Origin of the sequence: Streptomyces javensis, from assembly GCF_039525925.1 — a bacterium.
Lineage (GTDB): Bacteria > Actinomycetota > Actinomycetes > Streptomycetales > Streptomycetaceae > Streptomyces > Streptomyces asiaticus.
On record NZ_BAAAIF010000086.1, the window covers coordinates 1 to 26,618 of the forward strand.

Annotated in this window: 20 protein-coding genes; 10 read left to right on the plus strand and 10 right to left on the minus strand. The window is 69.8% G+C overall.

The window, feature by feature from the left end:
- The first annotated feature begins 306 nt into the window (after window positions 1–306).
- Window positions 307–948, plus strand: coding sequence for a DUF998 domain-containing protein (locus ABD329_RS42050; protein ID WP_344317822.1), 642 nt, complete (start codon window positions 307–309; stop codon window positions 946–948).
- A 55-nt stretch (window positions 949–1,003) separates the two neighbouring features.
- Here ABD329_RS42050 and ABD329_RS42055 read toward each other — a convergent pair whose 3' ends face one another.
- Complete coding sequence (locus tag ABD329_RS42055) at window positions 1,004–2,149, minus strand: PP2C family protein-serine/threonine phosphatase (protein WP_344317793.1); 1,146 nt, start codon at window positions 2,147–2,149, stop codon at window positions 1,004–1,006.
- A 300-nt stretch (window positions 2,150–2,449) separates the two neighbouring features.
- Between ABD329_RS42055 and ABD329_RS42060 the strand changes: the two genes are divergently transcribed.
- Together ABD329_RS42060 and ABD329_RS42065 are read left to right on the plus strand one after the other, a co-directional pair.
- Window positions 2,450–3,292, plus strand: a complete 843-nt coding sequence (locus tag ABD329_RS42060) for a calcium-binding protein (RefSeq protein ID WP_198281134.1) — start codon at window positions 2,450–2,452, stop codon at window positions 3,290–3,292.
- Window positions 3,293–3,629: 337 nt separating this feature from the next.
- Complete coding sequence (locus ABD329_RS42065) at window positions 3,630–4,463, plus strand: PIG-L family deacetylase (protein ID WP_198281133.1); 834 nt, start codon at window positions 3,630–3,632, stop codon at window positions 4,461–4,463.
- 143 nt (window positions 4,464–4,606) lie between these two features.
- Here ABD329_RS42065 and ABD329_RS42070 read toward each other — a convergent pair whose 3' ends face one another.
- The 9 genes from ABD329_RS42070 to ABD329_RS42110 are packed head-to-tail and all read right to left on the minus strand — an operon-like array spanning window position 4,607 to window position 14,436.
- Window positions 4,607–5,338: a class I SAM-dependent methyltransferase gene (locus tag ABD329_RS42070; RefSeq protein WP_198281132.1), complete on the minus strand. Its 732-nt coding sequence runs from the start codon at window positions 5,336–5,338 to the stop codon at window positions 4,607–4,609.
- Window positions 5,339–5,383: 45 nt separating this feature from the next.
- Entirely contained in the window at window positions 5,384–6,652 is a 1,269-nt protein-coding gene (locus ABD329_RS42075) for an MFS transporter (RefSeq protein ID WP_198281131.1), read from the minus strand.
- Window positions 6,649–7,128, minus strand: coding sequence for a pyridoxamine 5'-phosphate oxidase family protein (locus tag ABD329_RS42080; RefSeq protein ID WP_309142915.1), 480 nt, complete (start codon window positions 7,126–7,128; stop codon window positions 6,649–6,651). Before ABD329_RS42080 ends, ABD329_RS42075 begins: the two co-directional genes overlap by 4 nt.
- Window positions 7,125–8,342: an aminotransferase-like domain-containing protein gene (locus ABD329_RS42085; RefSeq protein ID WP_344317796.1), complete on the minus strand. Its 1,218-nt coding sequence runs from the start codon at window positions 8,340–8,342 to the stop codon at window positions 7,125–7,127. The genes ABD329_RS42080 and ABD329_RS42085 overlap by 4 nt, the downstream gene beginning before the upstream one ends.
- Complete coding sequence (locus tag ABD329_RS42090; protein WP_344317797.1) at window positions 8,339–10,069, minus strand: non-ribosomal peptide synthetase; 1,731 nt, start codon at window positions 10,067–10,069, stop codon at window positions 8,339–8,341. Before ABD329_RS42090 ends, ABD329_RS42085 begins: the two co-directional genes overlap by 4 nt.
- Complete coding sequence (locus ABD329_RS42095; RefSeq protein WP_344317798.1) at window positions 10,066–11,454, minus strand: condensation domain-containing protein; 1,389 nt, start codon at window positions 11,452–11,454, stop codon at window positions 10,066–10,068. Before ABD329_RS42095 ends, ABD329_RS42090 begins: the two co-directional genes overlap by 4 nt.
- A complete protein-coding gene (locus tag ABD329_RS42100; RefSeq protein WP_344317799.1) occupies window positions 11,451–12,515 on the minus strand; it encodes an LLM class flavin-dependent oxidoreductase in 1,065 nt (354 codons plus the stop codon). Before ABD329_RS42100 ends, ABD329_RS42095 begins: the two co-directional genes overlap by 4 nt.
- 1 nt (window position 12,516) lies before the next feature.
- Window positions 12,517–13,230 carry a class II aldolase/adducin family protein gene (locus ABD329_RS42105; RefSeq protein WP_344317801.1) on the minus strand — a complete coding sequence of 238 codons (714 nt, stop codon included), beginning with the start codon at window positions 13,228–13,230 and terminating at the stop codon, window positions 12,517–12,519.
- Between the two features lie 18 nt (window positions 13,231–13,248).
- Entirely contained in the window at window positions 13,249–14,436 is a 1,188-nt protein-coding gene (locus ABD329_RS42110; protein WP_344317803.1) for a formylglycine-generating enzyme family protein, read from the minus strand.
- Window positions 14,437–14,448: 12 nt separating this feature from the next.
- Between ABD329_RS42110 and ABD329_RS42115 the strand changes: the two genes are divergently transcribed.
- The 7 genes from ABD329_RS42115 (at window position 14,449) to ABD329_RS42145 (ending at window position 26,451) form a co-directional block, all read left to right on the plus strand.
- Entirely contained in the window at window positions 14,449–14,862 is a 414-nt protein-coding gene (locus tag ABD329_RS42115; protein WP_344317805.1) for a hypothetical protein, read from the plus strand.
- 728 nt (window positions 14,863–15,590) lie between these two features.
- Complete coding sequence (locus tag ABD329_RS42120; protein ID WP_344317806.1) at window positions 15,591–16,067, plus strand: CU044_2847 family protein; 477 nt, start codon at window positions 15,591–15,593, stop codon at window positions 16,065–16,067.
- Between the two features lie 16 nt (window positions 16,068–16,083).
- Complete coding sequence (locus ABD329_RS42125; protein WP_344317807.1) at window positions 16,084–18,261, plus strand: VMAP-C domain-containing protein; 2,178 nt, start codon at window positions 16,084–16,086, stop codon at window positions 18,259–18,261.
- Between the two features lie 58 nt (window positions 18,262–18,319).
- Entirely contained in the window at window positions 18,320–19,330 is a 1,011-nt protein-coding gene (locus tag ABD329_RS42130) for an AAA family ATPase (RefSeq protein WP_344317808.1), read from the plus strand.
- Window positions 19,327–23,814 (plus strand): SAV_2336 N-terminal domain-related protein, encoded by a 4,488-nt coding sequence (locus ABD329_RS42135; protein ID WP_344317810.1) that lies wholly within the window; start codon window positions 19,327–19,329, stop codon window positions 23,812–23,814. Before ABD329_RS42130 ends, ABD329_RS42135 begins: the two co-directional genes overlap by 4 nt.
- A 411-nt stretch (window positions 23,815–24,225) precedes the next feature.
- On the plus strand, window positions 24,226–25,194 hold the full coding sequence (locus ABD329_RS42140; protein WP_344317812.1) for an NADP-dependent oxidoreductase: 969 nt from the start codon (window positions 24,226–24,228) through the stop codon (window positions 25,192–25,194).
- Window positions 25,195–25,320: 126 nt separating this feature from the next.
- The gene (locus ABD329_RS42145; RefSeq protein WP_344317814.1) at window positions 25,321–26,451 is read left to right on the plus strand and encodes a hypothetical protein; all 1,131 of its coding nucleotides are present in this window, start codon (window positions 25,321–25,323) and stop codon (window positions 26,449–26,451) included.
- The last annotated feature ends 167 nt before the right edge of the window (window positions 26,452–26,618 follow it).

The window sequence follows — 26,618 nt, forward strand, 5'->3', positions numbered from 1 at the left end:
CGCTACGAACGCAAAGCCAGCCACTTCCTCGCCTTCACCAGCATCGCCTGCACTCTCATCTGCTACCGCAGACTCACCAAATGAGATGACTTGTAAGACCGCGGGCAGGGTCCAGGAAGGGTCCATCACACCCACCCATCCGCGTGAAAGCGCCAGTTCGTAGGGGCTGCCCTACCCCCGTTTCGGGGGCTCACCGGAATGCCTGAGGCCGGAGCCGCGTGATCCGCTAGCTCGTACGGAAAACGTGCGACAGAAGGTGGATGAGTGAAAACTCGGATTGGATATTCCGCGTGGATCGCGGGTGTGGTGCAGTTCTTTGTAATCCACTGGGTCGTGGAGTCGGCCTGGGCGAGACCGTACAGTTGGGCGCGGAACAATATCAGTGACTTGGGTAATGCTCACTGCGCCATGCAGCAGGAACCCGAGCCACGGTATATCTGTTCACCTGAACACGACCTGATGAATATCTCGTTCATCATTCTGGGAACACTACTCGTTCTCGGCGCCGTCCTGACCGGTCCCATGTGGCGCCGAGGCGCGACCGCCGCCATCGCTCGGTTTCTGCTGGCCGGTGCCGGTCCGGGTTTCGCACTCGCCGGGCTGGCGCCCGCGGACGTCCACGAGAACCAGCACGTCCTGGGCGCCTTGCTCATCATGGGGACGGGCAACATCGGCCTTCTGCTGGCGGGGGTCGGCCTGTCGAGCCGCGTTCCGGGTCCGCTGCGCTGGGCCACCAGCCTGCTGGGCATCACCGCGCTCACGGCCCTGGGGCTCTTCCTCTCCCACCGCTACCTGGGACTGGGCATGGGAGGCATGGAGCGGGTCGCGGCGTTTCCCCTCCTGGTGTGGACGCTGGTCGCCGGCATCCGCGGCCTGTTCCACCAGGCAGCCCGTAGGCACGACGCGGGCGGCGACTGGCGCCTTTCAGCTGAGGTGGCAGAGCCATAGCCTTCGCCGCGTGTCGGACAGGACTCGCACGGTGAGGGCCGGTCCTCCCCCCCCTTCAGCGGACCGGCGTGAGCGCCAGGATCGCCATGTCGTCGTGCCGTCGGCCCCCGGTCCAGTCGGTGACATCCGCGACGAGCGTGTCCACCACCTCCGACGCCGTGCGGAAATCCCGGCCGGCCAGCCCCGTGCGGGGTTCGTAGTAGGTCCCGTGCCGGTCGCGCGCCTCGGTGACGCCGTCGGTCACCAGCAGCAGGTAGTCCCCCTGGTGGAAGGGGAAGGTGTCACAGCCGGACACGCCGACCCCCTCCGGCATCCCCAGCCCCAGGGGAAGCCCCGGAACCGAGGGCTCCAGCGACATCACCCGGCCCCCGCGGATCAGATACGGCGGCGGATGACCGCGGTGGTGCAACCGCACCCACCCCTCCTCCTCGCCCACCTCGACCAGTACGGCGGTGGCGAACTGCTCCGGTGCGTCCGGCTGGTCACCGACGTCCGCCGCGAACCGGGCCAGGGCCTGGTCCATGTGGACCGCGAGCTCCCGCAACGTCGCCGCCTGATCCGCCGCCTCGCGGAAGGCGCTGGTCGCCACGGCCATGGTGGACACGGCGGGCAGCCCCTTGCCCCGTACGTCCCCGATCAGCGCCCGCACCCCGTACGGCGAACTGCGCACCGCGTAGAAGTCCCCGCCGATCAGCGCTTCCGCGTGCGCGCACTCATAGCGGGTGGCCACCGACACCGCCCCCACCCGCGCGGGCGGCAGCGGCAGGACCGCCCGCTGCGCCACCTCGGCCACGGCGCGCACCGCCGCGAACCGCTGCCCCTGACGCTGGACCACCCACTTCAGCCACAGCGCGATCGCGCTGATCACCGCCACGTCCAGCAGGTTCACCACGAGCGCCGTCAGCGGGCGGTTCACCAGCACATCCACGCACACCACCAGCACACACGCGGTGATCGCGGTGACCGCCGCGCCCCGGAACCTCAGCACCATGCAGGCCGCGAGCGGGCCGGCGGACAGCAGGGGCAGCCCGGCGTACGGCACCGGCCCGAAGACGTCCAACGCCACACCGCCGATCAGCAGCAGCACCGGGACCACGGCCAGCAGCCCGGCCCAGCCGCCGCGCGCCTTCGCCACCGACCCGCCCACCCCGCCCCGGCGCGCACCGGCTCCTCGGCCACCGGCCCTCACCTCGCCCGCCATCCGCGCTCTCCCGCTCCGTGTCCCGCCTACGGCGGCGAGAGGGTGTTCTCCCGCCCATACCGCCATACCCAACGGCTCGGACGGAGTGCGGGAGGCTGAGCCACATGGGGGAGAGGGAACCGCACCGGCCGAACGTATATTCCAACAACGCGGAGAGAATTCCCGGTGTCCTAGAGCTGAACACGAAATGGGAATCGAAAAGATCGGTGAACCGGGCATGGGAGTGGCACAACCCGGCGCGGATTTTCCCCGTCGAAACGGGTGATCGGAAATCAGATCCACTCCCCACGGAGGTCTTTCGTGTCCACCCTTGGCCCGCGCTCCCGTCGCGTCCGCCCGGTCGGTGTCGCCGCCTTACTGGCCGTCGCGGCCAGCACCGGACTCCTCGCCTGGAACGCCCAGGCCGCCACCTCGCCCGCGTCGTCGTCGCCGGTGTCGTCGTCCCCGGTGTCGTCGGCCGCGTCGCCGGCCACCGTGACCGTCACCGACGGAGCGATGGCCTACACGGCGGCCGACGGCCAGACCAACAAGCTCACCATCAAGCGGGTCGGCGAGACCGACACCACGCTGACCTTCGGCGTCGACGACGTTGTCGAGATCACCGCCGGCACCGGCTGCGCCCACCTCACTGCCACCGACCTGACGTATGTGACCTGCACCGTGCCCGTCCCCGACCCGGACCACGGCGGCGACCAGGGCAACGTCGAACTCGGCGACGGCAATGACAGCGCCAAGGTCTCCGGCGGCGATGTGAACGTCGACGGCGGGAACGGCGACGACACCATCAGCGGCGCCTCGGTCGCGGTGGGCGGCGACGGCGCCGACACCATCAGCCACGCCACGAACGCGAACGGCAACGCCGGCGACGACACCATCACCGACTCGTACGCGGTATGGGCCGGGGACGGCAACGACACCGTCATCGGCGATGACGTGGCCAACGAGATCTATGGCGGCCCCGGCGACGACTACCTCGACGGCGTCGGCAACGATGACTCGATCGACGGCCAAGAGGGCGACGACACCATCAAGGGCGGACCGGGCAACGACTACCTCTTCGGCGGCCCCGGCCAGGACGACATCGACGGCGGCCCCGGCGACAACGTCATCGACCAGGACGGATCCATCCCCGAGGGGTTCTGAGGGGTTCCTCTGACACCTGAACAACAGGACGGCCCGGGTCGACGACCCGGGCCGTTCCGCCGCGAGCACCCACCGGGGTCCACGGCGCACATGCCGTCGCGCCCGCACGGCAGCATGTCGCTGAAACGGGCGCTGATGGTCACAAACGGCCGCGCGGGGAACAGCCGTCCCGGCGGGAGGGTTGCATCGTCCGAGGGACCGGCGCCGTACGGCGGGGAAACGGAGACGGAAACGGAGACGGCAAGGTCGTCCGCCCCCACCAGGATCCGGGCCCCAGGATCGCGGTACACCCGCCGCGCGTTTGGATTGAGACTTATTTCTCCAGGAGGACTGTTCCATGACTGACCGGCCCTTGACTCTCATGGCAGTGCACGCCCATCCCGACGACGAGGCCACCGGAACCGGAGGAGTCCTCGCGCGGTACGCGGCGGAGGGCATCCGGACGGTTCTCGTGACGTGTACCGACGGCGGTTGCGGTGATGGACCGGGGGGTGTCAAGCCGGGCGACCCCGGTCATGATCCGGCGGCCGTCGCCTTGATGCGCCGTCAAGAACTCAAGGCGAGCTGTGACGTCCTCAAGATCAGCGATCTGGAGATGCTGGACTATGCCGACTCCGGGATGATCGGCTGGCCGAGCAATGACGCCCCCGGATCCTTCTGGCAGACCCCCGTGGAGGAGGGCGCCGCCCGCCTCGCGGAACTCATGCGGCACTACCGGCCCGATGTGGTCGTCACCTATGACGAGAACGGCTTCTACGGCCACCCCGACCACATCCAGGCCAACCGCATCACGATGGCGGCGCTGGAGATGACCACGCTGACACCGAAGGTGTACTGGACGACGATGCCCCACTCGATGATGCGGCGGTTCGGGGAGACCATGCGCGAGTTTCAGGAGGACGTGCCGGAGCCGGATCCCGCCGAGGCCGCCGCGATGGCCGAGATCGGCCTCCCCGACGATGAGATCACCACGTGGGTGGATACCACCGCGTTCAGCGGTCAGAAGTTCGATGCGCTGGCCGCGCACGCCAGTCAGGGCGAGAACATCTTCTTCCTCAAGATGGGCAAGGAGAGGTTCGGCGAGCTGATGGGCATGGAGACCTACCTACGGGTCAAGGACACCACCGGCGCCGCCGTACCCGAGAACGACCTCTTCGCCGGGTTGCGCTGACACTTTCCGGAGGACAACGGCTCGTGCGTCCTCGGCATGGAAGCGGGGTCCTGCGTACGGTACGCAGGGCCCCACGGACATGCACGGGATCCAACCTCAGCCCGGCCCAAATCCTAGGGTCAGGGCCGTCGGCCGGGCTCTGATCACGGCTTCCGGTAGACCACCACATAACTGCCCTCCGCCGTGAACGGCGCACGCGACCAGCCGTTCCAGCGACCTTCCAGTTGGAGGCCCGCCATGCGGGCCATCAAGTCGAGCTCGGCGGGCCAGGCGTAGCGGAAGACCATGGGGTACAGCTTGGTGCCGGTCTCCGTGATGGCGATGTACTGGCGGGTCACCGTCTGCTCCACCCGGTCGAACTGGGAGACGCGGAGCACGACCTGGTCGAGTGCCACTTGCAGGGGGTCGGTCGACTGAGGCTTGATGAGCCGGTGCGGATCGGGCACGAAGAGTTGCAGGACCAGGGCTCCGCCGGGGGCCAGCCGGGCCGCCGCGTTCTGGAAGCAGCGCAGTTGGTCGTCCTGGGTGCGCAGGAGGAAGAATGTGTGCTGGACGGCGTAGACGAGGTCGAAGGGGCCGTCGACGGCCACGTCGGCGAAGTCGCCTCGCACGGACCGCACTTGGGCGCCCTCGGGCTTGTCGGCCAGTTGCCGGAGCATGGCGTCGGAGGCTTCGATACCCGTGACGCGTACGCCGTTTCGCGCCAGCGGTATGGCGACCCGGCCGGTGCCGACGCCGAGTTCCAGGGCTTGTCCGGGCTTGGCCACGTCCAGGAGGAAGGCCACGGCGGCCTCTTCGTCCTTGGCGACCGGCCAGCCGATGGCGTCATGGTCGACCATGCGGTCTCCGTAGGTCGACGCCTCATATCCCTGCACGTGTGCGCTCCTCTCGTTGTCTACGTCAGTCTTCGTCAGTCTTCGTCAGCCTTCGGAGACGTCCTGGCGCGCGCCCAGCAGGCCCCGGGCCGCCAGCGGGACCAGAGCGAGGGTGAGCCCCGCGGACAGCAGCAGTCCGCCGCGTGCGTCGAGTGCGCCGACCACCGGTCCGCTGAGCGGGAGTCCGACCGGAGCCGCCAGGGTCGATCCGGTCGTCCACAGCGTGATGACCGGTTGTTGTTCCTCCGGCCGGAGCGCCGACTGGACGAAGGTGTAGGCGATCGGCGTGAACGGGGCATAGACGAGTCCCCCAAGAGCGAAGGCGCAGGCCGCGACCGGTAGGGAGGTGGCCAGGCCGAGGATCACGACCGAGGCGCCCCACAGGGCGATCACGGAGACGAGGACGGCTTGCTGGGGCAGCCTGCGCAGCCGGTTGGTGAGGGCGCCGCCGATCAGTGCGCCGGCTCCGAAGGCCGTCCAGATGAAGCCCAGGGTGTTTCCGTCGCCGTGCAGGTCCTCCTTCGCCAGCAGCGGAAGCGCGACCTCCACGGGCATATAGGAGAGGTTGAACAGGAAGACCACGGCGAACAGACGGGCCGCCATGGGGTGCAGTCGCAGGATGTGCCAGCCGGATCGCGAGGCCCGCTCCTTGCGTGCCGCCCCCGGCTGCGGCGGCACGACGAGAGAGACCACCCCCAGCAGGACGAGGAAGCTCGCGGCTTCGAAGAGACAGGCGATGCCCGCGCCGAAGACGACGGTGACCGCGCCACCGAGTGCCGGGCCGACGACGTAGAGGGCGACGCTGTTGGCGAAGCCCAGCAGTCCGTTGACGGCGTAGAGCTCCTCCTTGTCGGCCATTCCGGTGGCGACCAGGCGCCGGGCGCTGGAGGCCGGCAGGTGCAGGACCGACCCCAGCATCAGGGCGGCCACCATGACCCAGATGTCGATCCACTCGACGAGGGCGGCCAGGCCCACCACCGTGAACAGCGCGGTGCGCAGGGCGCTGTCGGTGATGACCACGCCGCGGATCGGCAGCCGCAGCCGTCCGAGGCCGACACCCAGGGCGATCACGGTGGTCAGCACATACGGTGCGGTCATCGTCAGGCTGACCGCCACGGGCGCGGAGAGTGCGCCGTGATGGCGGATCGCCAGCAGCGGCAGCGCGATCAGCACGATGCCGTCGCCCACGCTCGAGACCACATAGCTGGCCAGCAGTGCCGCGAGGCGCGGGTTCCGCCTGAGGAGCTGCGGATACGAGGGGCTTTCCGGCGAGGGCGACGCGTCCGCGGCCTCGTCGGTGCTTTTGGTGGTCACCGTCGTGTCACCTCCTCCGCGGGCGCCGGCTGGAAGGACAGGTCGGCGGCCCAGAGGGTGTGGGGCGTCAACCGCGCCCAGCGGGAGGACGAGGCATCCTCGAGGCTGAAGCGCGGGTCCCACAGTTCCTCTCGCTCGCCCAGGTACCGGGTGAGCTTGCGCCGTCCGCGGTCGGTGTCGAAGTCGACCACGCTGCCGTGGCCGCGTGCCACGACCTGGAGCACCCGGCCGGTGGTGAGTTCGCAGGAGTCCACCACGAGTTCGAAGACCGGGTTGTCGCCGAGCCGTTGCTCGAGTCGGGACCAGGGGCCGGTGAGCACCCAGAACGAATGGTCCTCCCAGAGAAACCACACGGGCCGCACGCGTGGCCCGTCCGTGGCGAGGCGGGCGACCAGCGGACGGGCCAGAAACGCCTCGACGTCGAAGGGGGCCTTGTCCATCTCGGGAAACGCGCCGTTTTTTCTGGTCAGTTTCACTCTCGCCGGTCCTCGATGCTGTTGTGCCAGGCGCGGGCCAACCGCTCCACGGCTTCCGGCATGTCCTCGGCCCGCGCACAGGAGAACGACAACCGCAGGGTGGTGCGGTCGGGATCCGTCGCGTAGAAGTCGGACCCCGGTACGTAGGACACCCCCTCCTCGAGGGCGGCCGGCAGCAGCCGGGTGGTGTCGGTGCCCCGGGGAAAGCCGGCCCAGACGAAGAAGCCGCCGTGGGGGACTTCGAAGTCGAGAATCGAGCCGAAGGCCCCGGTCAGGGCGGACACCAGCGCGTCTCGGCGCTCGCGGTAGATGCCGCGCGCCCGGTCCAGCTGGGCCGCCAGGAACGCGGAGTCCCGTACGAGCTCGTGCACTACCCCCTGTATCAGATGTGAGTTGCCCAGATCGGCTGCCTGCTTGAACTTCATCAGGACATCGACGAGCGACGGCGGGGCGATCACGTAGCCGAGGCGTGCCGCGGGAAAGAGCACCTTGGAGAAGCTGCCCATGCGCACGGTGTTCTCCGACGGAGGCGTGGCGGAGAGCGGGCGGGCGGGCGGGTCGTAGTGGAGTTCCCGGTAGGGGTCGTCCTCGACGAGCACGCATGCGTACCGCTCGGCGAGGTCGGCCAGCCGGTCGCGTCGCGGTGCGGTGAGGCTGGCGCCCGTCGGGTTGGCGAAGGCCGGAACGACGTAGATTATCTTGATGCGTGGTTCCGCGGCGAGTACCGCCTCGAGCCGCGAAAGGCCCTGGTCCGAGCCGATCGGGATGTCCACCACACGGGCCTGGAACAGGCGGAAGACCTGTAGCGCGCCGAGATAGCTGGGTCTGTCCACGACGACTACGTCCCCGGGGTCGAGCAGCGCCTTGCACAGGAGGTCGAGCCCCTGCTGCGAGCCATGGGTGAGCAGCACGCGGTCGGCCTCGTACGACCGGCCGGATGCGGTGGGGACCTGGGCCGCGATCCAGGACCGCAGTGCGGGCAGGCCGCTCGCGTCGCCGTACTGGAGGGCGGCCGGGTCCCGTTTCAGCAGGCGGGTGGTGACCTCGGTGAACTCTTGCGAGCAGAAGGTCTCCGGGGCCGGACTGCCGGCTGCCAGGGGGATCACGTCGCTGGTTCCGGTGAGCCGGAGTACGGCTCCGATGGCGGAGTCCGCCAGGTGTCCGGTGCGCTCTGCCAGAGCGGGAAGCCGTGTGGGGGTGCCGACGGACGTCACTGGGTTCCGCCTCCGTTCTCTCGCGCGGCCGCGCAGATCCGGCGTGGCGTGCGCTGCCGGAAGATGACCGTGTAGGGGACGTCCATGCCGTGTTGTTCGAGCAAGGCCCGCCGCACCCGGGCGACGCCCAGCGAGTCTCCGCCGAGACCGAAGAAGTCGTCGTGCGCGCCGATGTCCGCGACGCCGAGGATCTCCTCGAAGACGTCGATGACCCGACGCTCGGTGTCGTCGCGGGCCTCGGCCCGGTGGCCGCGGAGCACATTGCCCGGCGCGGGTTCCGGGAGGCGCTTGCGGTCGGCCTTGCCGCTGGGCAGCAGGGGCAGGGCGGCGAGTCGTACCAGCACGTTGGGCACCATCGGGGTCGGCAGCCGCTCGGCCAGCGAGTCGATCACGCTGTCGGGGGCCATGTCGTCATGGTCGGTGACCAGATAGCCCACGAGCCGGGGGCGGTCCGCTTCCCCGGTGTGGATCGCGGCCGCCGCGGCTTTGACACCGGGGTGGGCGAGGAGTGCGGCCTCAACCGCCGCCAGGTCGACACGGGCTCCGGCGACCTTCGGATCGCCGTCGCGCCGGCCCGCGAACTCCACTTCGCCGTCCGCCGCCACCCGGACCAGATCACCGGTGCGGTACATGCGGTGGCCGGCGCCGAGAAAGGGGTCGGGCAGGAAGCGCTCCGCGGTCTGGCCGGGGTCGCCGAGGTAACCACGGGCCAGCCCCCGGCCGCCGATGAAGAGCTCCCCGACCTGCCCCTGGGCCACGGGGGCCAGTTCGTCGTCGAGGACGTGGACGCGGGTGCCCCGGATGGGGTGTCCGACCGGAGGGAGGCGTCCGGGGGCCGCCGCGGCGGGGTCGAGCCATGCGGCGAGGCGCACACTGGACGCCTCGGTCACGCCGTACGAGTTGACCACGTCGAAGGGCAGGTCCCGGGGCCAGACACGCAGCTGCTCACCGCCCGCCACGAGGACTCGCAGCGGGCAGGGGTCGGGCCAGTCGACACCCAGCAGCCGCTCCGCGAGCCCGGTCACGACGATGCTCCAGTTCACGCCGGACCGTACCAACCAGTCGCGGAGGGTGGAGCCCTCCCACACGGTTCCCTCCGGCGAGATCGCCACCGCGGCGCCCGCGGTGAGCGGAGTCCACAGTTCCCACCGTGAGATGGCGAACCCGGGGGATGCCAGCCAGCTACCGCGGTCCTCGGGGCGGATGGCGAAGGCGCCGTGGGACCACTGGGCTTCGTTGACGATCCCCGTGTGCGGTACGGCGACCGCCTTGGGACGTCCTGTCGAGCCGGAGGTGAAGTAGATGTACGCGACGGTGCCGTCCTCCCCGGGCGGCGGTGCGGGCAGGTCGTCGAGGGGATCGGCCGCTGAGGGCACGGCGATCTCCTCGATGGTCTCCGCAGGACCCACGGTCGCGCGGACGCCCGCGATGCGGAGCATGTCCGCGACCCGGGCCCGAGGCAGATCCGTCGCCACGGGCACACAGATCCCGCCCGCCCGCCATACGGCGAGCGTGGCGATGACGTGCTCCGCGGAACGGGGCACGGTGACGGCGACCCTGGTGCCGCGGTCCACGCCGTGCTCAGTGAGGCGCCTGGCCAGGGACAGCGCCCGCCGGTCGAGTTCGCGGTAGCTGATGGCGGTGTCACCGTCGAGCAGCGCGGGCCGGTCGGGCACGCGCCGGGCCGCCTGGTGGACGAGGTCATGGGTGCCCTGGCCGGTGGTCATGCCCGCACCTCCCCGATCGGGGTCTCCCGCTCTCGCAGCAGTCGCTCCAGGTTGCGGCGGTGCGTATCGGTGAAGCGCCGCGCGCTCGGCGGGGTGAAGACCGCGCGGTTGTACGTCATCTCGCCATCGAGGCCGGTCGGACCGATGTACAGGGTGGGCACCGCGTTCTGGCCGTAGACGTGGGCGTACCGGTCGGCGTCCAGGTCGATGCTGTAGCAGGTCTCGTGCGCGAAGGAGAAGGGGCTGACCTCGGCCTCGCCGAGCCGTTTCGGGGGTCCCAGGTCCGTGGAGTGCACACTGCCACGCACCCACACGTGGTACAGCGCGCGGGCGGGCCAAGGCCGTCGGGCTGTGAAGCCGGGGTCGACCGCCTCGGCGATGACCCGATAGGGCAGCAGATGGTCGTAGACGTCGAGCACGGTGTCCCGGACGCGCTCCAGGTGTTCTCCGAAGGTGTGCTCGGGACTCACCTCGACCGGTAGGAGCACCAGGTCGGCGAAGTGTCCTACGGCATTGAGGTCCGCCTTGAGTTCCAGCCGGGTCAGTGAGGAGCCGACCACGATCCGCCGTGCCCCGCAGATACCGGCAAGGGCGGCGGTGTAGGCCGCGACGTGGATGAGGTACGGCGTCACACCCGCCTGCCCGCGCAGATCGGCCAGTTCCGCTGTCGGCGCCCGGACGCTGAAGGGTTCCGTCTCCCGGAGGAACACCGGTGGTGGGGCCGCGGGGTAGTCGGTGGGAACGTCGAGGGGTGCGGGCAGCGGAGTGAGGACCCGCCGCCAGTAGTCCAGGTGTGTCTCCGCGGCCTTCGGCAGCTCGCGGGCCCGGCGCACGAAGTCCCGGTACTGGTCCTGCCGCTCGGGAGGCGGCAGTTCCTCGTACGCCTCGGCCAGATGCCGGATGACGAGCTGCACCGAGGGTGCGTCCAGCATGAGGTGGCTCACGGAGAAGACCAGCACATGTTCGCGCGGAGTGCGACGCACCAGCGTCGCGTGCCACAGCGGACCCTGGACGTAGTCGAATACGCGGTCGCACTCGCCGTTGGCGATCAGTTCGCACAGCCGGTGCTGTTCCTGGTGCGGCACGCCCGAGAGATCGACCATGGCGAAGGGCAAGGGCTGGGGCTGGGCGTCCCATGGATCCTGGATCTCCTGGCGCGGCGCGTCCGAGATCTCGTCGAGGGTGGTGCGCAGCGTGTCATGCCGTCGGCGGACGGTGTTCAGCGCGCGTTCGAGCCGGTCGGCGTCAACGGGCCCGCGCAGCGTGTACGCCAGGCAGACATTGCTCTTGGTCCGGCCCGGTTCGCCGGGGTGCATAAACCGCAGGCTCTCCCACAGCCACTCTTGCTGCGGGCTGAGCGGGACCGGATCACTGGGCCGGCTCATGCGTTTCCCGCGAGTTCCGGGAGCACCCGCTCACCGAGGAGTCGTACCGCACGCATGGCCTCGGCGTGCGAGACCGACCCGAACCGCAGCTGAAGACTCAACTCGGCGCCGGGATAGAGCTTTGCGACCCGGTGCAGGGTCGCGGTGGCCTCCGGCACGCCACCCACGATGATGTTGTCAGCGGCCATGAGGTCGGCGACGGTGGTCCTGCGCGCGGCTTCCTCCATGCGCTCGTAGCCCGGGTACTCGTCCGAGGTGACGCCACGCCAACTGCCGTATGCCTCCAGTTGTTTGTCGCGGTATGCCGCATAGTGTTCTTCGGCGCGTGCTACGGCCTCGCTCTGGGTCTCGGCCACGTAGCAGTGGTAGCTGACGTGCAGCCGGAAGTCGGGCGAGTGACCGTGCGCGAGGCGGGTCCTACGGTGCAGATCGAGCAGTCCGCTGAGCTTCTCATGGCTGGCCACCACCGGAATGATCATGAGGTGGTAGCCCCGCTCGGCCGCCCAGGTGAAGGTCTCGGGCGACGTGGTGGCAGCGATGAATATGGGCGGGTGGGGCTGCTGGACGGGCCGGGGCAGCATGGCCGGTAAGGGACCGAACTGGTGGAACCGGCCTTCCCAGCGGAAGTCCTCCGCCGACCAGAGTCGTTCGACGGCTTCGACGCCTTCCTCCAGCCGGGCGCGGCTGTCCACCATGCGTACGCCGAACGCGTCGAACTCGGAGGGCAGAAAGGCCCGCCCGAACCCCGCGTCGAGGCGGCCGTGGGAGAGGTTGTCGAGCACGGACAGCGAGGCCGCCAGCTTGATGGGATGCGTGAACGCGGGCGTGACCGCCCCGGTGACCAGCCGGACCCGTGAGGTCCGTCGGGCGATGGCCGACAGCAAGGACACCGGATCCGGGCTGTATCCGCCCCATTCATGGAAGTGGTGCTCGACCAGTTTCACATGGCTGAAGGAGAGGCGGTCGGCCAGCTCACTCAGCTCGATCATCTCGTCGTAGAACCGCGCACCGGGCATTTCGGCGGGGCCCACGGTGGGCAGGAAGTTGAGCCCGACGTCCATGTCACGCCCCACGGGCGCATGTCGTCTCGTACAGGTTCCGGTACTGCTTCTCGGTGAACTCCAGCTTCGCCAAGGCGCGCGCTGTGTCCAGGGCAATCTCATGGGGAATGAGTCGCGGTGTGCCGACCGCCTCGGCCATGAGCTGTGACTGGGCGCAGCGTTCCATCACGATGAACAGCCATACCGCCTCACCGATGGTGCGGCCGCCCGTCAGGAAGCCGTGATTCTGCATGATCACCGCCGTGCCGTCCCCCATGGCCTCGATGACCTCCTTGCCCTCCTGCCGGGCGTTGACGAGACCGGTGAACCGGTCGTAGAGGCCGTGCCGCCGGTAGACGACGCAGGCGTCCTGGGTGATCGGGTCGAGCAGCCGTCCCAGGGACGACCAGGTCTTGCCGTACATGGAGTGCGTATGGGCGAAGGCCGCCAGGTCCGGCCGGTTGCGGTGCAGTTCACCGTGGAGCGGATCCACCGAGGGGTTGAGTTCGCCGGAGCCTTCCAGGACGGTCCCCTCGCCCCCCACCAGCAGCAGGTCGTCGACCGTGACCTGGTGGAAGTCCAGACCGAACGGATTGACCCAGTAGGCGTCCGGGCGCTCCGGGTCCCGCACGCTCACATGGCCCGCGATTCCCTCGCTGTAGCCCAGTGCGGCGAGCAGGTGTATGCCTTCCACCAGGGTCTGCCGCAGCGCCTGGCGCTCGTCTCGATCGGGCATCGTGCATCCCCTCATCTCTCAGTCACGTGCGGACGCGTCGTATACGCAGCGGAATCCGACCTCGTTGTGCCGGTCGGTCAGCAGGTCCTTGCCGCGGTAGAAGGTCGACAGGCACACGGGGGGAGACGTCCAGGTGCCACCGCGCAGGACGTGGAACGCCTCGGGACGGTTCATGAACTCCTGGCCGGTGCGTCCCTTGAAGAAGGGGGCCATGTCCGCTCGGGTGAAGAAGTTGGTGCGGGTGATCTCCCAGACGTTCCCCGCCATGTTCAGCGCGCCGTACGGGCTGGCCCCGGCCGGATGGGAATCGGCGGCCGCCACCGGCTTTTCCGGCCAGGCGACCGTGGTGGTGACCAGGAGTTCCTCCAGATCGGCCAGGTCGTGGACATCGTTTCGGCCGTACGCCGTGAAGACGCACCGCGCCTTGTCGTCATTCCAGGTGTCACCCCAGGGGTAGACCCTGCCATCGGTTCCGCGAGCCGCCTTTTCCCATTCGTTCTCGGAGGGGAGCCTGCCGCCGGCCCAGCGGGCGAAGGCGTAGGCGTCGTACCAGTCGACGCCGACCACCGGGAGCTCCGGTTCGTTGAAGCGCGGGTCGTGCCAGTGGGCTGGGGTGTAGTCCTTGCCCTCCGGCTCATCGGGGTGAGCGAATTCCTTTGAGTCTTGGGCGGCTTCGAGGAACTCCGCATACCGGGCGTTCGTCACTGTCGTCCGGTCGATGTAGTAGGCGGGGAGTTCCTCGGCTCGCAGGGGATTGTCGGAATCATCCATCTGGAACGGGCCGACGTCGGTCACCCTGGCCCCGGCGACGAAGGGACCTGCGGGGACCAGGACGACATCCCGCAGATCGGGTGCGCGTCTGGCGCTGACCACTTGCGCCCGCAACTCGGCGAAGTGGCGGTCCTCGAGCTCACGGAGCTCCTCGGAGTCCGTGGAGCCGAAGAAGTCGAGCAGGGCCCGCTTGGTGAAGGCCGCACCGCAGCCCACCGGTTTGCGCGCGTAAGCGGGCTTGGTGAAATTGCTGGGCCACCCCGAGACGCGGATCATATGCGACACCGCCTCCGGGATCCGGTGCTCACCGGCGACCTTGATAGCGGTGAACGCGACCCAGTCCACATCGTCATGGATCGCCTCGCAGATCGCCGCCCGCGCCTCGGGAGCGGCGACGAAGCGGGAGGCCAGCGTCTCCACGGCAAGACGCCGCACGTTCCAGTCCGCATGCCCTACCGCCCACGCCGACAGTTGCCCCAGGGAGAGATCCTCCACCGCCGCATCGGCCAGCTCCTTCTCAATCTGCTGAATCCGATTGCGGTATTCCTGGCCTTGAAGAGCCGCTATCGATTCTTCCTCGAACAGTCCGCGCAGCATTCTCCCACCCCCGCCTCGTCCCTGATCTCCGATGGGCGCCGGGAGAGCGCGGTCGGTCTCCCGGCACCCTTACTTGTCAGTCACGACGATTACCACTTCGTCGCCGACTCGCCCGCCTCGCGGGACGCCAGGAAGTCCTCGGTAGTCACCTTAAATCACCACCTTTCTCTGCCGGTCGGATGGTTCATCAAGGCCACGCCTGGAGCGCGGCCGATCATGGGAACGCCGCAGCCGTTCACGGCGATTCGGGAGATCTCGAAATAACGGTCACGGGGAGACAAACATGGAAAACACGCCGCGGATGGAAACGAAAGATCACTCCGATTCGGGGTTTCCGGCATCCGGAAGGGATCCGGAATCTCCTCCCCCGGATTCGCGGCCTCTTGATCTCCCATATACACGGGCCATGACTCTATGCACGTCCCATCGAGTGCGCACAGATTCATTTCAGGCGGCCTGATCCATACGAGGGCACGAAGGATGCGTCGATCTTCTGGAGCTTGATCGAATTCATCCCTTTGCCTGGTGGCACAAGAGGTGCGCGTGCTCGGTGCGCTTGAACGCCATTGAGGAGGTCGGCGGATGGCTAGCCGTGAGAGGTACAGTTCAGGCCAGGTAGGGTGGGCCGGCGGTCGGAGACATGGCCCAATGAAGCGCTTTTTACCAGGCGATGGGGATATGACAAACTCGGCCGCTCCGTCAATTCCGGACGGCCCGGCGCCAAGCGGTACGGCGACTACTCCGACCTGTGCTGCCGGAACTGTACACGGTCACCGAAAACGTCAATCACCGACGCCCGAAGCATAAGGGAGCCTTTCCTGCCTTGCTTGGTGGCAACGGGCGGGCCATCGGCGGGAGCACCTTGGCCATCGTGCGGGTCCCCGTCGATCCGGCGCGGTTCGCCCCCCCCGGGTGTCGACGGTCTCGGTCCACGCCCTCCGGATCTACGCAATCGCGCGACGACAGCTGCCCGCCGTGGCAAAATCTCCCGCATGGGGGATGTGCATCTGACTTTCGACGACGGCTCCACCGTGCGCCTTCATCTCGCGCCCACGACCGGTGCCACTCGGGCCCCGGCGGATGGCTCGCAGCACGGGAGCAGGACGGGCGAGCCCTCTGATCTGGAACTGCCGGAGGATTTCGGCAGCGCCCAGCCAGTGAGCGTCGGCAGCCGCGCCGCGCGGACACTCGCCCGCGGGGGCGATGTTCTGACCCAGGCTCTGAACCCACTGGGCGGTGTCCTCAGCAGTATCCACCAGTCCTTCTCCCAGTTCGCCGCGCGCCCTGACGAGGTCACCGTGGAGTTCGGCGCGACACTGGGCAGCGACCTGAGCCTGGGCGTCTTCTCGGGCAAGGGCGAGGCGAGCTTCACGGTGAGCGCCACGTGGAACCTCTCCGAGCGGCCGACTGCCGCTCCCCCCTCCTCCGGCGGTTCCGCCACCGGGGCATCGAGTTCCGTGACGTCGTGACGGGCGGAGGCCGAGCGTGAGCGGGGCACGATCCGACGCGGCGTTGCACCAGGCTTTCGTATCGGTGCGAAGCCGGGTTCAGCCCGTCGGCGCCGGCGTCCTCATCACCCAGAGTCTGGTACTCACCTGTGCGCATGTGGTCAACAGCGCACTGGACCGGGATCGTTTCACGCAGGCAGTGCCCGACCGGAATCAGGTGGTCAGGCTGCGCATGCCGCATGTATCGGCCGGACAGGAGTTCCATGGCCGCGTCGTCCCGGAGATGTGGCGGCCGCCGAGGGCCAGGCGGAGCGGGCCGGCCCAGCCGCCTCCGCCGGGCACGCTTCCCTACTACGGCGATCTGGCAGTGCTGGAACTCGACTTACCCGCGCCCACGGGCGCGGAGCCTGCCCCCTTTCTCGCCCACCGGGACGGCGGCGAGGTCCTGGCACTCTGGACCAGCGGTCATGAATTGCCCACCGTGCGCGCGGTGCCCCGCGTTTCCTCCGTGCCATGGATCGCCCTGGATGTCGTCGGAGGCCGGGTCGCGAAGGGATTCAGCGGCGGCCCCCTATGGGACCGGGAACGCCAGGCCGTGGTGGGGGTGGTGGTCGCCGAGCACGGGGTCGGCGACGCCCGTACGACGGACGCGACACGGGCGGACCACGATGGCCACCCGAAACCGTCGGCGGTTCTCCAGACGATGTACGCCATCGGGTTGCCCACCATCGAGTCGGAGCTGCCCGAGCTCCCGCCGGTCGCGGTTCCGATGGCGGCGCGCGGACGACAGCAATTACTCGCCGCGCTGGAGCAGTTGCTTCCCAATCCTCAGTGGGTGGCGGAGTGCACTCGATGGCTGTCGACGCGCCTGGGCCGGGCCACCGGTGACACCGCGGTCACGGACCCGGCCCGCCTCGTCGGCTTGGCCATGGGAGTACGGCGCGGCATCCCAGAGCTGCTGGACGTCGTCCGCACCCATCTTTCCGGGCGCGTCCCCTCCGCCGACCCGTATGGAACGCCAGGCTGGGCACAGCTGCTGCGGGTGGCCCGAGTGGTGAGCCCCCGCGAAATACTCACGCTCCGTCAGCAGCGAGATCTCACCGGACTGCTCGCCCACTGCCGCACGACCGACCCCGCGTCTCTGCTCCGCAGCGTCCTGCCGTACGCCGACGAGCTTCCTGCGGTGTCCTCGCCCGCACACGCCATGGAAGTCCTCGAGGGATACGAAGCGCCCGCCGGACAACCGATGCCGCCCCTGTTGCAGGGTGCCGTCCGCGTCAGCCTGGCGGAGCGCGAAGGCGGGGCCCACCCCTCGGACGACCTGGACGCCTGGGTGGAAATGGCCGCGGCCCGCTTCGGTATCCCGCTTGCGGGGGTCGAGCAGTTCCGCGCGGACGTGGCCGCCGAGGAACGGGTACCCGCTCGCGCCGACGCGGGCCGCAGGCCACACGCACCCCGGGTTCAGGTCGAGCTTCTTCCGGCGGCTCCGGGTAACCGGTTCACGTATCAGATCTGGGTCTGGACCGACGGGGGCAGACATGACGTCGTCCTCGCCCAGGACACCGAGGTCTCCAGCCATCACGTGGTGGAGTCCATCCGGCATGTGCTGCGCACCGAGGTGGAAGAGCACCCGGAGACGGCACTGGTGGAGTACTTCGTGGCGTCGGCGTGGCTGCGGCTGGAAGTGGACACCTGGCAGTGCCACGAAAATGGTCATGACGGAGCCTTCCTGCCCGGGATCACGCGCCGGGTCGTCCTCCGCAGTTCGCAACGGACGCGCGAGACATACGCCGGCTGGAAGCGACGCACGAAGGCGCTCGCCGCCTCACCTCACCTGGTGCTCGACGAGCGGAGCGCGGACCCGGCGGTCGCCCAGGCGGTATTGGAGATCAATCCGGACGCCGGAGTCGTGATCGTGTGCTGCGACCGGCAGCGTCAGAGTTCCGTCCTCCAGCAATGCATCCAGGCCGGAGTGCATACGGTGCTCTGGCACCGCCACGGCGATGGTGAGGACATCGCGGCCGAACTGGTGAATCTTGTCGAAGGCGTCGACCACCACGGCATTCCGGAAGCCGTGCGCATGGAGCGTGCCAAAGCGCTCGCGTGTCCGGAAACCCCCGTCCACCACGGCCGACAGCTCTCGCTCCTCCACGACGGGCCCGATCACAGACCCCCACCGCTGGCTCCCGACGCATGGACGCTGACCCACCCCTGACCGGAACCACGACCGTGACGAGAACCGTGACCGCTGGACCATCGAGGAGACCGTGACCGTGTCGCAGCAACCGCCCGCACCGCCGGACGACCACGGCGATCGGCCCGAGGAATGGTGGGTGTTCCGTGGCCCGGCCGAGCTGCCCGCCCCACCGCCCTGGCGGCGCGTGCCGACGTCCCGGCGCTCCGACCGACCGCGAACGTATCTGCTCAACCGCGACCAGGTGGCCGTGGTCAACGCGGCCTTGCATCTGCGCCGTCCTCTGCTCGTCACCGGACGCCCCGGGACGGGCAAGACGTCCCTGGCACACGCCGTGGCGGAGGACCTCGGACTCGGCGAGGTGCTGCGCTGGCCGATCAACAGCCGCTCCACCCTGGCAGACGCCCTCTACCGGTACGACGCGGTGGGCAGACTCCGCGAGGCGTCACTGCGCCGGGAACGGGAGGGGGCCGGACACGCACGGCACCGGCTCCGGCAGCGCGGCTCCCGGGCATCCGACATCGACAGCTACCTGCGGCTCGGCCCACTGGGCACCGCCCTCGCGGCCACGGGCGCCCCACGCGTGCTGCTCGTCGACGAACTGGACAAAGCGGATATCGATCTGCCCAACGATCTGCTGGTGGTCCTGGAAGAGGGCGAGTTCGAAATCCCCGAACTGGCGCGGCTGCCCGAGCACCAGCAGTCGGCCGACGTGCTCACCACCGGCAGCAGGAAACGCGCCCATGTCGAGCGGGGGATCGTGTCCTGCGAACATTTCCCGGTAGTGATCATGACCAGCAACGGGGAACGGGACTTCCCGCCCGCGTTTCTGCGTCGCTGTGTCCGGCTCGACCTCCCGGACCCGGACGAGTCCAAGCTCCGGGACATCGTCCGCCACAACTTCGGAGAGGCGGCCCTCACCGAGGCCAATGACCTCATCGAGACCTTTCTCCACCGCGCCGCCACCCAGACGCTCGCGACGGACCAGCTTCTCGCCGCCATCCACCTGCGGCTCACCGGCGCGGATCTGAGCCATGAGGAGCTCGTCAACGCGGTGATGCACCGCTTGGACGAAGCGCTCTCGACATGATCGAACGGCTGCGGCGCATCCTGGACGGCCTCGGCCATGACGTGGGAGCCACCGAACTCCTCGACGTCCTGTGGCTGGCGCGGGCCATGAAGGCCGGGCACGGCCCGGGCGACACCACCCCCACCGCGGATCCGCGGACAGCCGCGCCGCACACCCCAGCCGATACCGGCCCCGTGGATCCTCCCCATGCGTCGCCCCGGCCACCGGGCCCCTCCGACACGGCCGCCGGTCCGTACGCCACAGGCGGCGGCCGGGAAGTGTTCGGCACCGGAAGCGCCGGAAGCACACCCGGCAGGCCCGCGCGCGCCGTACGCGTCCCCGGCCCGCGAGCCCTGCCCGGCATGCACGGCCTGGCCAGAGCGATCCGTCCGCTCCGCGGCCACCGCGACCACCCGTACCGGGTCGTCACCGACATCGAGGCGACAGTACGGCTGACAGCCGAGTCCGGGGTCCTCGACGTCGTGCCGCGCCCTCTCCAGGAACTGCGGTACACCGCCGTACTGCTCGTGGACGACAGCCCGTCCATGCGGGTCTGGCGCACGACGGCGCGGGAGGTCAAGCGCCTTCTCGAGCGCAGCGGGGTCTTCCGCGACGTCCGGGTGCGCCGGTTCACACCCGGGGGGCGGGCGCCTTCCGTTGCCGCGCCACATTCGGAACGCTCTGTGGTGTTCGTGTTCAGCGACGGTGTGCACGCGGCCTGGCGGCGCCCGGCGATCAGCGCCGTCATCGGAGCGTGGGCCCGGACCGGACCGGTGGTCGCGCTGTCTCCTCTGCCCCGCCGCATGTGGCGCGGCACCGGCCTCGCCACCGAGCCCTGTCTGCTCACGGCCGCCCGCCCATTTCCGGGGAACGGAGATGTGGTGGCGCGGGACCCCCTGTCCCATGTCCCGATGGGGCCCGTGGGTCCGCCCCCGCTGCCGGTGGTGACACTCGCCGCCTCGTCACTGGCCACATGGGCCCGCTTCGCCGTCGGGCCCGGTGTGCCTCGGCTCATCGAAACGGCGTGGCCCGGGCGGTCCGGCGACGAGCGGGGCCGCTTGGGGAACGAGGAGCCCGCGGACGGGGCCTCAGCCGAACAGCTCATCAGGTGGTTCCGTGGCTCCTTCTCACCCGAGGCATATCAACTCGCCGTGCGCCTGTCCGCGATCCGGCCGCTGAACGTCCCTCTCATGCAGTTGGTACGGGCCGCCGCACTGCCGGCGAGCACACCGGCCCACGTAGCGGAGCTGCTGCTCGGCGGTCTGGTCATGCCTTCGGAGGGGGAAGAGGAAGCGGAGGAGCGCCGGCAGTGGCAACCGCCGGTGTCGCGGCTCCTGTGGCCGGAAGAATCCAGTTATGAGTTCAAGCCTGGTGTCAGGGAGCTGCTGTCGGCCGGTCTCAGCACGGAACAGTGCATCGACCTCGCCGAGACCGTCGGACGTGCCCTGGAGCCTTACGTGGGCAGGCTCCCCGCCTTCGCCGCGCTGATCGCGGACCCCCATGGCCAGAGCACGGTCTCGGAGGGGACGTCCGCGTTCGCCATGCTGGTGGGTCCCGTCCTGGAGAGGCTGTACCACGTCCAGGAGCCCGCGCTCGCCCCTGAGGCCGCCCGGCCCATGGCACGGTCCGTGCCCCTGGCCGAGCCCCGCGCGGAGACGGCGCCCCCACACGCGCCCGTGGCCCCGCTCCGATTCACCGTGCTCGGCCCACAGCTGGTGTGGCGCGGCAGCGCCGTGGCGGACACCGGCCCCTCGCGGCAGCGCGCGGTGCTCGCCGCCTTGCTGCTGCGCACCGGGCGAGTCGTCACCGCTGCCGAGCTGATCGACGGTGTGTGGGGCGACGAGGCTCCGATTTCCGCGCCACGGACCCTGCGCGGCTATATCGCGCGGCTGCGCGAGTCGCTCGCCCCTGACGTATCCGTATCCCACGAGTTCGAGGGCTACCGGCTGCGGAACCCCACCGGTGACCCCGTGGAACTCGATCTCGATCTGACAACCGTCGAGCAACTGGAAACCGAGGCATCCCGCGCCCGGCAAGCGGGGGACCTCACCGTGGAACGCGACCACCTGGCGGATGCCCTCTCGCACTTCAGCGGCGAACCCCTCGCCGGGATACCGGGGCCCTTCGCGGAGGGACAGCGCGCCCAACTCATGGAGTGGAGGCTCAATCTCCAGGAGCGGCTGTTCGCCGTCGAGCTGGAACGAGGGCGGCACACAGACGTCCTCGAAGAACTCCACGTCCTCTCCGCAGAGCATCCGCTGCGCGAGCGCCTCAGAACGCTGCTCATGCTGGCCCTGCACCACAGTGGGCGGCCGGCGGAGGCACTCGCCGTCTACGACGAGACACACCGACTGCTCAACGAGGATGTGGGGATCGATCCAGGTCCCGAGCTCGTCGCGGCACGCCGGTTCGTGCTGGGGCAGGGTGACAGACCACCGCTCTCCGCGCCGCCCGCGCAGCAGTCAGGGCCGACACCACGGACATTGCTGGCGTGGCTCGGGACGAAGGGCTGGCATTTCACCGTGCTCGGGCCTGTGCGGGCCCACCACGACGGTCAGCTGCGCAGCGTCGGCTCGCCCCAACAGCGGGCCATGCTGGCCGCCTTGCTGCTGCGGGAGGGCCGCTCGGTGACAACCGCCGAGTTGATCGACGGCATGTGGGGCGAGGAGCCACCCGACGCCGCCCTCGCGGCGATTCGGACCTACGCGTCCCGGCTGCGCAAAGCCCTCCAAGACTTTCCCACCGGTGATACGGAAGGCTACGCGATCCGGCTCAAACCCCATGAGCTGGACCTCACCGTGGCACGCGAGCTGGCGGAGGAAGCGCAGGCCGCCGTGGCAACGGACGATCTGCCGCGCGCCATCGCCCTCCTCGGCCGTGCCCTCGACATGTGGGACGGCGAGCCGCTGGCCGGCATTCCCGGCCCATACGCCGATACCGAGCGGATGCGCCTCCGGGAGTGGCGGCTGAAGCTCCTGGAGCGGCGTCTCAGCCTGGAGCTGGAGGTAGGACGCCATGCCGAGGCAGTCCCCGAACTGACCGCGCTGACTGTCGAGCACCCCTTGCGAGAGCGGCTGAGCGAGCTGCTCATGCTCGCGTTGTACCGCAGCGGTCGCCAGGCCGAGGCCCTCGCGGTGTACGCCCACCTCCGGCTCCTTCTCGCGGACGAACTGGGCGTCGAGCCGGGTCCGGCCCTCGCCGAACTCCAGCAACGCATCCTGCAAGCCGACGAACGGCTGGCCGGACCGATCCATACGGCGACAGCGGCCGTGCCTCCGCCGACGACCCTCGGCCCGGGAGACCTGACGGAGGCGGGGACGTCGCCGGGAAGCGGTCAGGACCGCCGACGGCCGTGGCGGTTCCGCATGTCCGACGACATCTCGGGCACACCGGTGGTCGCCGGCGACCTGCTGTACATCACGTCGTTCGAGGTGCACGCGCTCGATGTGGCCACCGGGCGGCGGCAGTTCAAAACGCGTAACGTGGCGTGGGCCATGGCGGTCGCGGACGGCCGTATCCACGCCTCCGACGGCCCGACTCTGTACGCGCTCGGCGCGAAGGACGGCGCGGAGCGGTGGCGGCGGTCGACGGACGGCTGGGTCTACTCCCTCACGGCCGACCGGGGCACGGTCCTGACCGCCACGCGAGGCGGCGACATCCAGGCTTGGGAGGCCGCCAACGGCGATCCGCTGTGGGAGACGCGGGGCGCGCAGACCGACTTCGAGACGGCCGAGGCCGGGCCGGTCATCCACGACGGCACGGTCTATGTGTGGGCCGACGCGCGACTGCGGGCCCTGGAGGCGCGTACGGGCGCGGAGCGCTGGTCGTGCCCGGTCGGCGACGCGGCGTCCTGCGGTGGCGTCCCGATCCGGCTGCTCCCGGCGCCCGACGGCGTCGTGTACGTCGCGGCCGGGACGCGGGTGCTGGCGATAGACGTCGCGCGCGGCGACGTGCGGTGGCGGTTCGAGGGGTCGGCGGTCTTCCTGTGTGCCCCCACGTACGTGCCGGGGCACACGGTCACCGGGGGCGGCGTGTACATCGCCGACCAGCTCGGCACGGTCTACGCGATGGACGCCGCCAACGGCCGTGACCGCTGGCGCGTCGCGACCGAACCCCGGCAGTCGACCGAGCCGGTGCTGGTGGCAGACGGGTCGGTGCATCTGGGCAGCGGCGGCGCGCTCTACACCCTCGACGCCGTCACCGGCACGCCCAAGTGGCGTTTCGGGGCGGGCGGCGAGGTCGTCGGCTCCCCCGTCGTCGCGGACGGCCGCATCCACTTCGGCTCCGCCGACCACTGCCTCTACACCGTGGACGCGGCGGGCGGCCGGCTGCGCTGGAAGCTGGCGACGGACGGCGAGATCACCGCCACGCCCGTGGCATCCGACGGTGTGGTGTACGTGTGCAGCAAGGACCGCTGCGTCTACGCGCTCGACGCGGCCAAGGGCGCCGGCCAGTCCCCCTCGGCCCGTCGGCAAGCGGCCGGGACCGGGTCCTCCGGGGGCTGAAAGGCACGGGCTGACGATGCGGCAGGAAATCCCTGTCAGAAGAGAGCGCGTAGGGCCCAGAGTCTGCGGTTCTCGACCAAGATCCACATCCCCGCCTCCGCGGGACGCGGCCATGCGGGTCGGGCCGGCTCAGGATGACTCCGGCCGCCTAGAGCAACAGGGTGATCGGCTCGACGACCTCGGCGCCCGAGGCGGACACTCAGAAGACCGATCGAAGACTGATGAGTCGGGCTGCCAGCGCCGGGTCGGGGTCCCGGCGCGCCGGTCAGGACCCCGTTTCGGTGTCGGCGACCGTACCGATGCCGACTCGGGCATTGGGGTGAGACGCCGCACCGCTGATGCGCGTGGCGACCGACGCCGCGTCAGCCGCCAGTACACACTCGGACGGAACCCATTCTCCCCGGAGGCGTCATGCCGCAGTCGGAGCCAGCCGATGCCCGGATGCGGGCCTGTGGGGCCGCCGAAACATCCGGTCCGGTCCAGCCGCTACGGCTGCCCCGGCCCTGGTCCCCCAGGTCAGGCGAGATCCTGCTCGACGTCCTGGCCGCCGGGGTCGGCGCCTGGGACCAGCTGCTCGCCTCGGGCGAATGGGACGTGGGCCTGCGCTTTCCGGCGGCCCTCGGAGTGGAGGGCGCGGGTCGTGTCGTCGCCGTGGGGCCGGATGTCACGACCCCCGCCGTGGGTGACCTGGTGCTGGCCCACAGTGCTCCGCTGCCCGGTCACAGCGGCTTCTGGGCCGAGCAGGTGCTGCTCCCGGCCGCGGACACGGCGCCCCTGCCCGAAGGCCTGGACCCGGCGCGGGCGGCGGCCCTCCCCATCAATGGCCTGACCGCCCATCAGGCTCTGGACTGGCTGGACCTGTCCACCGGCATGCACCTGCTGCTGACGAACGGAGCCGGAGCGACCGGAGTCCTCGTCCTGCAACTCGCGGTCGCGGCCGGAGTCCATGTGACGGCGACGGCGTCCCCCCGCTCCTTTGACCGGCTGCGCCGCCTGGGCGCGACAGACGTCATCGACTACCGCCGCCCCGGCTGGCCGCGCGAGGTCGGTCGCACCTTCGACGCGGCCCTCGCCGCGGCCCCCGGAACCGCAGCCACCGCCGGAGAACTCGTCCGCCCGGGTGGCCGGCTGTGCTCCATCACCTCGGACGCCCCGGCCACGAGCGCTGAACTCACGTCGACCGACCTCTACGTCCGTCCGGACGCGGAGACGCTCGCCGTCCTCGCCGGACGGCTCCGCGACGGCGTACTCGACCTGCCCACGGAGGTACTCCCCCTTGATGACGGCCCCGGCGCCTTCGACCGGTCATCAAGGGGCCTCACCGGCGGAACCAAGCTCGTGCTCCGCGTGACCGGCCCGGCCTCTCAATACGCCATGTGACGCATTGTCCCCACAGCGCCATCGCGGTTCCATGCTTGCGGACCTCCAGTGGGGAGCTGGAGGACGGACCGTGTCCTGACTGGGGGGAACATGAGGGGAAACGCGAACCGGAGCGCCACCAGACGTATGCGGGCCACCCTGAGCGCGGCGGTCGTGGTCTGCGCGGTCACAGCGGTGCTGCCCGGAGCCGCCTCGGCCGAGCCCGCGGGCGTCGGGGACATCGGGGGCGTAGGGGACGTCGGGGGCGTCGGGGACGTCTGGGGAGTCGGGGGCGTCAGCGCGGCCGGGGTCGAGCGGATCAGTGTCGCCTCCGACGGCACCCAGGGCGACGGCGACTCCACCGGCGCCACGATCACGGCCGACGGCCGACGTATCGCCTTCGCGTCGTTGGCGAAGAACCTCACCCCCGCCAACCCGGTGACCTGGGAGCGGGTGTTCGTCCGCGACCAGCGGACCAGCCAGACCACGCTGATGAGCAGCATCACCCCGACGAACCAGGGCCCGGTGATCAGCGGTGACGGGCAGTACGTCGCCTTTTGGGGTCTGTTGCAAAGAGACACCAAGACCTTCCTGTCCCAGGTGAGCTCGGGAAGCACGATCGGCATCAATTGTCCGGGCCTCAGTTGCAGCCAGCCGTCGCTGAGCACGGACGGCCGCTACATCGCCCAGGTCGCCACCTCCAATCGACCGCCGTCCCGGCAGCGCATCGAGGTACGGGACTGGCGCGCCGACACCACGGAGACCATCGCCGAGTTCGACCACACCGCTTCGGCCCGGCCGTCCATCAGCGGCGACGGCCGCTACGTCGCCTACCAGGACGGCCGGGCGGAGGACGTCTTCGTGTGGGACCGGACCGATGGCACCTCCTCCGGCCCGATCGAGGGCCCGTCCAAGACGGCGACACTCGTCCAGCTCAGCAAGGACGGCAGCAAGGTCGTCTACCTCTCGGGCCCCGACACCTACGTCCACGACGAGAGCTCGGGCACCGACCAACTGGTGCCGAACGTGCGGGGCGTGGCCATCGACCCCACCGGCCGCTATCTGCTGTACGCCACACCCGACACGAACGGACCGTCGCTCACGCTGCGCGACCTGGAGACGGGCACCGAAGAGACCGTCTCCAACCAGCCCGCCTCGGCCGGGACCGACGCGGTCGGCACCGGTGGGCGCGACGTGGTCTTCCAGTCCACGGCCGACGACATCGTGCCCGGCGACACCAATGGCAAGTCGGACGTCTTCGTCCGCCACTTCTACTGATCGCCCCGGTTGACGCGCTCTCCTCCGTGCCGATTCAGGCAGCAGATTCGTCTGGACGACTAGTCTCTTACGCTAGGAGCGGCCCGCCTGCCAACGGGTCTGCACAGGGTCGGCCGCGAGGGCCGCACAGCTCTTTCGGCGCATGCGAAGGCCCCGCCGGTCAGGAC